Consider the following 9,088-nt stretch of genomic DNA (forward strand, 5'->3'; position numbering starts at 1 on the left):
GCAATCTTATAAGGATCAGCCACATCAATGCCTGGGGAACTTCCCGACTGGCATTCGATGGCTCCGGATATGTAGAGCGACGTAACAGGATGACTACCGATCCCATGCTTAAGAGCTACTCCATGTGTAAATTCAGTTCGGGCAAGTATTATAACTGTGACCTTAACGCAGCATATAATATCGGATCAAGATACTTTGTCCGTGAGATCTTAAAATCCCTAACCGTGAGCGAAGGGTTGGCACTGCAGGCAAAAGTCCCTGCGGCTGCCAAGAGAAGCCAATGCACCTTATCTACGTTAATTAGTCTTAATGCGGAATTATGCAACCTGAGTGTCGCGTGATCTCTGAGTTTAGACTGTATAGTAGAAAGGAATTCCGTCTCTCTAAAGGAGACAATATAAAAGAGCCTCGGGAAAACCCAGAAACTCTTTTGTGTTAAATTTGGAAGCACGCGACTTTAGTCGTGTGAGGCTTCACCGATTGCCTTCAATGATATCATTGGGAATGTTTATCACAAAAAATCACAAGGAGTCAAAATGCTTGAACTGTTCTTAACCTTTGCAAAAATCGGAAGCTTCACCTTCGGCGGAGGGTACGCCATGATCTCCCTCATCGAAGACATTTGCGTAACCAAAAAGAAATGGATAACTCATGATGAGATGATGAATATGACAGTCATCGCGGAATCCACTCCCGGACCCATCGCCATAAACTGTGCCACCTTTGTGGGCTATAAGATAAAGGGGTTAAAAGGGGCCTTTTCCGCAACTCTGGGCGTTATCCTTCCGTCATTCCTTATCATATATATCATCTCCTGTTTTCTGAGCAATTTTATGGAGATAAAAATAGTTGCCGATGCCTTCAGAGGCATCAAGCTTGCAGTGGGACTTTTGATATTTAATGCCGGAATCGGAATGCTTTCAAAAATGAAAAAGAAGCAATTTCCCATCATCATATTTTCTTTATCAATGCTGCTGATGCTTTGTTCCGAGCTTTTGGGATTTAAGGTTTCCACAGTTGTCATGATGATGACGGCGGGCGTTATCGGTCTCATCTACAACAGTTTACAGAAAGTGAAAAAAACTTATGATATATCTTGAATTATTACTGGGATTTCTGCAGATAGGAATGTTTGCATTTGGCGGAGCCTATGGTGCGATTCCGCTTATACGTGATGTGGTCATGAGTTATGGATGGCTCAGCGAAGATCAGCTCACTTATATGATAGCAGTAAGCGAAAGCACTCCGGGACCCATCATGGTGAATATGGCGACCTATATAGGAAGCAGCCAGGGCGGAATTTTGGGTGCCGTCATAGCAACCACCGCTGTCGCATTACCGTCATTTATCATCATTCTCATAGTTTCAACCATACTCAAGAATTTTGCAGAAAATCCGCATTTCCAGGCGGTGCTCCGTGGCATTAAGCCCTGCATCATCGGCATCATCATATCCACAGGACTTTATTTGATCATAAATAACTGCCGTTCCGGCGAAGGCCTTAACCATGTGAATATCCTGATAACCCTTATCCTGCTAATGTTTATGCTTCTGCACAAGCGCTTCCTGAAAAGAAAGGCTTCCCCGATACATCTTATTATCTTCGCAGCGGTACTGGGGATAGCATTTGGATGAGTAAAATCACCAACTATAGTAATAATAAAACCCGGTGACACTTCCTGTTTAAAAGTGTCATCGGGCTTCTTTAATCTTCCGGGCATCCTCTCATCCATCGGGGACGGTTCCCGCCGGCGAGAACCGTCCCCGATGGTTTTCCGCTCTTTGGAGCGCAGTGGGATACTTCCTGATCATCAGAGCCGCAGTAGTATCGTTTAATTGCCATCGTTATAAAAATGTAATATTTCATTCATCTTTCTGTTATAAATCAATGCGTCGTGGTCGAAATTTTAATCATAGTATGTTGAAAATACTCCGGAAAATTCCGGAGTATTAAGCGGTCGTGACAGATTAAAAAATATTTACTGAAGGAGGAGTATAATGTTTCGAAAACACATTGCTTTATTGACCACACTGGCCCTTATGACCGGGCTTATTTCCTGTTTTCCCAAACCGGCACAGAATAACCCGCCGACAGAACCTGCTGCAGAATCGGTTGCAGAATCGGAAGCTGCAGAAACCAAAGAAGCCGATGAAGATAAATCTTCAGATGATTCCTCACCTGCTGCGGAAGTAAAGCCGAATTCCAATTCCAAAAAAACTGACGTTAACTGGATGGAAACGATACAACGTGAGAAGAAAGCATTAGTCTTTGAAGACGGCATGGCTCAGCCTATTCTCACTTACACGAACCTGAGAGACAGTGATTATACAAATGACGGCAGTGACATACTGAGATTCTGTGTTTATATCGAGACCGATCATGACACTGACGGTGACGGAAAAGCAGACCTTGTGGAAGCTCTGGTACAGGTGCCTAGAGCTGCTGCCGAAGGTGATTTCAAGGCTGCAACCATTTATGATCCGACTCCCTATGGCGCCGGTACGGTTAACGAGACCGAGCAAAACAGTAAAATGCTTTTAAACAAGACCCCGTTTGATTACGATAAGCTTTACGAGCCCGGACAAAAGCGTAAGCCTAAAGGAAATATGACAACTCTTGAGGCAGCTGAAATTGCATCTCCGGAATGCTGGAACTACAAAGTGCCTGTTACAGGCGATATCGGATACACCTATGCGCAATTTTACGATTATTATCTTGTAAGAGGCTTTGCGGTTGTTGAAGCGGGAGGTATCGGTACCTATGGTTCGGAAGGCTTTGAACTCTGCGGCTTTGATCTCGAGAGAGATTCACACAAATGTGTTGTGGAGTGGCTGACAGGCAAGAGAACCGCTTATACAGATCCGTACAACAACATTACCATCAAGGCAGACTGGTCAAACGGCAATGTTGCCATGACAGGCTGTTCCTACGGAGGTACTCTTCCGTTTGAGGTAGCCACATCCGGAGTTGAGGGACTGAAGACCATCATCCCGTTTGCAGGTATAGCTTCATGGTACGATTACACCAACTTCCAGGGTGTGCCCAGGGTAAATGATGCGGCCTACGCGTACTCACTTGCATCCTATAACAGCGGTGCTGCTTTCCTCGATGATCAGTGGACTGTGGTAAATGATGACTATGCATCCTTCCTGTGGCAGTTCTCAGAAGATCAGGAAGCCACTAACGGAGATTATGACGACATTTGGGAGAGACTGGATTATACACTTGATCCATCGAAGATAAACTGCTCTGCTCTCATAGTTCATGGAATGAACGATTTTAATGTTACTACCAAGCAGTCTGATCTCATGGCAAGAGCCTTCGAAAGCGCAGGTCAGCCGTATAAGCTTGTACTTCATCAGAACGGTCACTCCACACTTGACGGAATGCTCATAAATGATGAACTTTGGCAGAATATAATGAATAAATGGCTTTCCCATTACCTCTATGATGTCGATAACGATATAGAGGATATGCCTATGGTTTCGGTTCAGAGCAATGTTGACGGTTCCTTCAGGACATACGATACATGGGCAGATTTCAAGTACCAGACATTTGAATATGACAAGAAAGTAAATCCGGACAACTTCAATCACGTAGACACTACGGCCATAGGTTCAACCTTTGCTAAATATTATGAAAGTACCGATGAGTTCGGAAGAGAGAGTATAAGAGACAATTACTATCTATCCTTACCTGACAGCGTTCATGCGAAATATGTATATGAAGTTCCCGATAACTATACCTTCACAGGTGTTCCGGAAGTGCATCTCAAGCTGTCAACTAAAGATGTTGCAAAAGACGGAATGGTGGTTTCAGCAATGCTCCTTGATACCATCGATGGCGAAGAAAGCTTCAAAGCTTATATGACTAAGCAGAGGATTTATGATACCCTTCCCACCAGGACATTTGGAGCTGCAGAAACCGGAGGCGGACTGCCCTACACTAAGGTTAAGGAATATGTACAGAGCAATACCACAGCAAAGCTTATCACCTTCGGATATACCGATCTCAAGAATCCCGGCGGCGGATATGAAGGCAAGGATTACAGAAGACGCACAGAGGAAATGAATGCCGGCGAGTACTATGACTATACAATTTATCTCATGCCAACATCCTATACCTTTGAGCCGGGACACAAGGCAGTGCTCATCATCACCGGCTGGGATCCGTACAATGACATCCTTGATGAGGACTTCAAGAACGGTCTGGTAACAGACTCTGTAGATTCTTCATATACCTATGCTTTCAACATCGACAACGAAGCTCTGGAGATGAGATTCCCGGTTATCGCAGGATCACCGGAAGATGTGGATGTGGCAACAGAAAGCGAACTCAACAGAGAAGAAATTATTGCGACCGAAAGTGACCTGAAGAAAAAAGAGATAATTGCTACTGACAGCGAAACAAAAAAAGAATGAGTAACTAATCTCTCCGTAACAGTTCAGTCGGTGGTGCTGAGATCATCCTTCTGATCCTTAATAAGAATGTAGTCTTTGCTCTGATGGGTATGATTTCATAGCAAACAGAAAAATTAACAAAATTGAAAGCTGATTTAAATATCAAAATACCGGCTCATTTAGGATGAGCCGGTATTTATTCACTCTCTTTGATCCCGACCTGTCTTATGAAACAATTATCACTTTTTCCGGAACAGAATACAGATCCGAGAACCCCCATGACGGTTAACTGGAACCTGTGGCATGGCTGCACCAAAGTCAGTGCAGGGTGCCTTAATTGCTATATGTACCGTCGGGACGAAGCAATCGGTAAAGATCCATCTGCGGTTCAAAAAACTGACAGCTTCAACCTCCCGGTCAGGATTCTCAGATCCGGCCCTAATAAAGGAAGATACAAAATCCCCGGCGGGTCCCATTTTTATACCTGCTTTTCTTCGGATTTCTTTCATCCTGATGCGGACGAGTGGCGGGATGATGCGTGGGCTATGATGCATGAACGTTCCGACTGTACTTTTTTCATGATTACGAAAAGACCGGAACGGATAGAGGAACATCTTCCGTCCGGTTGGGGAATGGGCTGGGAGCATATAACCATTGCTGTTACTTGTGAGAATCAGGACATGATCGATAAGCGTTTGCCCATATATCTTTCACTGCCGATTTTCCATCATTCTGTAATGATAGAGCCAATGCTTAGCGCCGTAGATCTCCGCCCATATATAGATAAATACAGAGTCTCCGATGGAACTCCTGTTATAGAATCAGTTTCTGTGGGCGGTGAATCCGGGGCCAACGCAAGGATATGTGACTATGCCTGGGTAGAGGATGTCCATGCTCAGTGTGTAGAAAACGATATCTCATTTTACTATCACCAAACCGGAGCTAAACTTCTGAAAGATGGAAAGATTTACAACATTCCACGGCCCATGCAGCATTCCCAGGCGCATAAGGCGGGACTTGATACCTGAACTAACCGGGTCAAAACGACCGCCGTTATCCCGGAGAGGTATGGCTCTTTCGTTTTCTTTCAGCACCAGTCGAAGTTCGACCATAATACCACCGGGGACGGTTCTCGCCGGCGAGAACCGTCCCCGGTGGCTCTTCTTCTGCCATTTACAACGGCATATTGTTATGACGTTTTTTCGGATTATCTTTCTCCTTAAAAGCCGATTTAATCCTGTCGATATGCATTTTCCTTTTTGCTGTTATCAAACGAAACAAGCTTCGTACGATTTAATGCGATCATTACCGCAGGAATCAATATAAGCTGAAGAGCAATACCCGGTATGGCTTTAAACAATGCTCCTGCCATGAATGCCTGGAACGTAAAAGCATTACCCTTAAGTCCCAGAAGTACTGTCTGAACAATACCCCAAACAACTCTTCCCGCAACCATTGCTATAAGGAGGCACTTGTATAAAGCCTCTGTGCACTTCCACTTTGAGTGACTGTAAAGATAACCTGCCACAAAGGCATAGGTTGCAAGTTCAAAGGCCATACCTATGGCGGTCGGATACATCAGAGGCATACCAAAAATCATCGACCTTAAAATCGGCAGGATAAATGCCATGGGTGTCCCCCACTTTTCTCCGACGATAAGCGCACATAAGAATGCCGGTATATGCATCGGCAATAACATACTTCCTATCTGAGGGATCTGCCCTGTAAAGAAAGGAAGTATCATACCTAATGCCAGAAACATTGCTGTCAGAACCATTTTCTTTATTGAATCACTTTTCATACTCTCACCCTCTCATCCAACAACGCTGTTTTTCATCCGTAATATCTGACATACAGATGTCAGTCCGGTCGTCTCTATATATCTACATTCATCGCTTTTTAATTCCAACATACAGATGCATATCTTTATGGCTTCTGTATACTTTACATGGTTATCAATTCATATTCACGCGTCCCCAGTCCTATTTTTTCCGCATGTTCCAATGTCTCTTTCCATCTGACATTAGGATTGGAATCAAAGAAATGGTCATGATGGTGATGCCAGCCGGGTTTATTTAAATTGTCGGAAAGCTGACTGTTGGGCATAGGGGTCGATCTGAGACAAGCATCCACGCATGCCTGGTCAAGGGCAACCGGATCAAAGGAAGCAAAAAATCCCACATCAGGAAGGATAGGTGCGTCATTTTCACCATGACAGTCACAGTTAGGGGAAATATCACGAACGAGGCTGATATGGAAACACGGTCTGCCGGCGCATACTGCCGCACTGTATTCCGCCATCTTTCGCCCCAGTATCTCATTTGCATCCCAGTTCATGTTTTCAATTGCATCAAAGGCGCAGGCCCCTATGCAGCGTCCACAGCCTTTACAAAGCTCCTGGTCGATATGAGCCTTTTTATTTTCATAGTATATGGCATTTGAGCCGCACTCCTTCGCGCATCTTCCGCAGCCGCGGCACAAATCCTCATGAACTGTAGGATGACCGCTATTATGCTGCTGCATTTTACCTGCACGGCTTCCGCAGCCCATACCTATGTTTTTGAGTGCACCTCCAAAGCCGGTAGCTTCATGTCCTTTAAAGTGTGTAAGAGAAATAAATATATCGGCGTCCATAACAGCTCTTCCGATATAAGCTTCTTTACAATACTCACCATTCGGCACAGGAACCTCTATATCATCTGTTCCTCTGAGTCCGTCTCCGATGATTATCTGACATCCCGTGGTAACAGTATTGAATCCATTGATGTTTGCACAATCCATGTGCTCCAGAGCATTCTTACGTGAGCCCGGATACAGAGTATTGCAATCCGTCAGAAACGGGATCCCTCCCTGCTCCTTAACCACATCAGCTACAGCCTTGGCATAATTGGGCCTTAAATATGAAAGGTTTCCAAGTTCACCAAAGTGCATTTTGATGGCTACAAACTTCCCGTCCATATCGATGCTGCCTATACCTGCCTTGCGAATAAGCTTCTGCATCTTGACAGTCAATGACGTTCCAACAGTCGTCCTGAAATCCGTAAAATATACCTTTGATCCAGCCATATTGCCTCCTTATTAAATTGTCCCGAAAACAAAACTTGTGATAAAGAATATTTTACATCATTTATGTTTTACGGACAATTTATCCGGGAAATAATAGTTTACGGTCCATCAAAAAAAGATATTGACACAAACCGTTGCGTTGTGTACAATCTAATTGTACTTAATCAATAGCAGTACAGATTGTTACCTCATCATTAAACATGAGGCAGATCAAATTATCGTTTTATTTAGCACATATAATTGCTTTTCAAACAAGGAGGATAAACATATGAATACAGTTTATGATTTCACAGTTAAGAACAGACAGGGCAATGATGTAAACCTGTCCGATTATCAGGGCAAGGTACTTCTGATCGTAAATACAGCAACCGGCTGCGGATTTACACCTCATTACAAGCCTCTTGAGGAGATGTATTCGGAATTGAAAGAAAAGGGGTTTGAAATTCTCTATTTCCCTTGCAATCAGTTTGCAGATCAGGCCCCGGGAAGCGATGATGAAATCCATGAGTTCTGCACTCTGAATTATGGCACTGAATTTCCTCAGTTCAAAAAAATCGATGTAAATGGTGATGATGCAGATCCGCTGTATGCTTTCCTTGCTAATGAAAAACCTTTTGAAGGTTTTGGCAAAGGACTTAAGAATGCCGCATTAAGCAAGTTCGCCGATCTCAATAACAAGAAGTTTGGCGATAAGGCATACATCAAATGGAATTTCACAAAATTCCTCATCGACCGCGAAGGAAAAGTCATCGCACGTTTTGAGCCAACCGAAGATATGAGTGTTGTAAAGGAAGCTGTTGTTAAGGCACTGTAACAACTCAGATTCCGAAACATTCAATTAGAGCTCTATCTATTTATGCATCATCAAAGGCTATGGTGTCTTTCGGAAAGCAGCCATGCCATGATATACACAACTTGAAAGAATAAACCCGAAGAAATCATATAATCGATTTCTTCGGGTTTATTATTTTAACTTTTATAAATTCTGTTTCGTCCGGTGATTCTCCGTCCTTGACACTCCCACAAGCTAAAGCTTGATGGGATTCTTGCTTCAACCACCATGGTTATTGTCACACTCTCCGTAGAGAGCAGTTTTCCCAACGATGTCCACAAGCGTTTGGTTCGGCACAGCCCGTGCCTACCTTGTTATTCGTTAAACTGTCATATGTAGTGACAGACCCATTTTTAGTATGTTTTTTGCAGCATTACCATCACGATCGTGGTATGTGCCACAAACAGGACAAGTCCATTCTCTGATGCTGAGATTTTTAATGTTCGGATTTTTATATCCACAGCAACCGCAAGTCTGGCTGCTTGGATAGAATCTTGGAACTTTGATTATCTCAGTACCATAGAAAAATGCTTTGTATTCAAGCATATCAAAGAACTTCGACCATGATACATCGCTTATAGATTTAGCGAGTTTATGATTACGAACCATTCCTTTTACATTAAGGTCTTCAATGCAGATGATTTGGTTTTCTTTCACCAGCCTTGTTGACTCTTTATGTAAAAAGTCATTTCTCTGATTTGTAATCTTTTCATGTATCCTTGCAACTTTGATGCGCTGCTTATTCCAATTTGCTGAACCTTTAACCATTCTGGAAAGCCTGCGTTGTTC

At 43.5% G+C, this 9,088-nt stretch carries 9 protein-coding genes and 1 pseudogene; 6 read left to right on the forward strand and 4 right to left on the reverse strand.

The genetic code is table 11. The annotated features are described in order from the left end of the window. From G625_RS22785 to G625_RS0113875, 3 genes and pseudogenes are all read left to right on the forward strand, one after another. Positions 1-341, forward strand: a pseudogene (locus G625_RS22785) (IS200/IS605 family accessory protein TnpB-related protein); the annotation flags it as partial. Positions 342-536: 195 nt separating this feature from the next. Beyond that, entirely contained in the window at positions 537-1,100 is a 564-nt protein-coding gene (locus tag G625_RS0113870; RefSeq protein ID WP_029201584.1) for a chromate transporter, read from the forward strand. Then, positions 1,087-1,635 (forward strand): chromate transporter, encoded by a 549-nt coding sequence (locus G625_RS0113875; protein ID WP_029201585.1) that lies wholly within the window; start codon positions 1,087-1,089, stop codon positions 1,633-1,635. Before G625_RS0113870 ends, G625_RS0113875 begins: the two co-directional genes overlap by 14 nt. A gap of 70 nt (positions 1,636-1,705) precedes the next feature. On the opposite strand, the gene G625_RS22535 is transcribed toward G625_RS0113875, so the two are convergent. After that, positions 1,706-1,867 carry a hypothetical protein gene (locus tag G625_RS22535; RefSeq protein ID WP_198014904.1) on the reverse strand — a complete coding sequence of 54 codons (162 nt, stop codon included), beginning with the start codon at positions 1,865-1,867 and terminating at the stop codon, positions 1,706-1,708. Positions 1,868-1,998: 131 nt separating this feature from the next. Between G625_RS22535 and G625_RS20095 the strand changes: the two genes are divergently transcribed. Next, complete coding sequence (locus tag G625_RS20095) at positions 1,999-4,422, forward strand: CocE/NonD family hydrolase (RefSeq protein WP_044932883.1); 2,424 nt, start codon at positions 1,999-2,001, stop codon at positions 4,420-4,422. A gap of 206 nt (positions 4,423-4,628) precedes the next feature. Further along, entirely contained in the window at positions 4,629-5,429 is an 801-nt protein-coding gene (locus tag G625_RS0113885) for a DUF5131 family protein (protein WP_330365048.1), read from the forward strand. Positions 5,430-5,632: 203 nt separating this feature from the next. On the opposite strand, the gene G625_RS0113890 is transcribed toward G625_RS0113885, so the two are convergent. Further along, positions 5,633-6,202, reverse strand: a complete 570-nt coding sequence (locus G625_RS0113890; protein ID WP_029201587.1) for an ECF transporter S component — start codon at positions 6,200-6,202, stop codon at positions 5,633-5,635. Between the two features lie 143 nt (positions 6,203-6,345). After that, positions 6,346-7,467, reverse strand: coding sequence for a DUF362 domain-containing protein (locus tag G625_RS0113895; RefSeq protein ID WP_029201588.1), 1,122 nt, complete (start codon positions 7,465-7,467; stop codon positions 6,346-6,348). A gap of 268 nt (positions 7,468-7,735) precedes the next feature. Between G625_RS0113895 and G625_RS0113900 the strand changes: the two genes are divergently transcribed. After that, positions 7,736-8,281: a glutathione peroxidase gene (locus G625_RS0113900; RefSeq protein ID WP_029201589.1), complete on the forward strand. Its 546-nt coding sequence runs from the start codon at positions 7,736-7,738 to the stop codon at positions 8,279-8,281. A 339-nt stretch (positions 8,282-8,620) separates the two neighbouring features. Here G625_RS0113900 and G625_RS0113905 read toward each other — a convergent pair. Next, on the reverse strand, positions 8,621-9,088 hold a 468-nt coding region (locus tag G625_RS0113905; RefSeq protein ID WP_029201590.1), incomplete at its 5' end, for an RNA-guided endonuclease TnpB family protein.

It is taken from the genome of Oribacterium sp. NK2B42 (assembly GCF_000424445.1).
Taxonomy (GTDB): Bacteria; Bacillota; Clostridia; order Lachnospirales; family Lachnospiraceae; genus Oribacterium.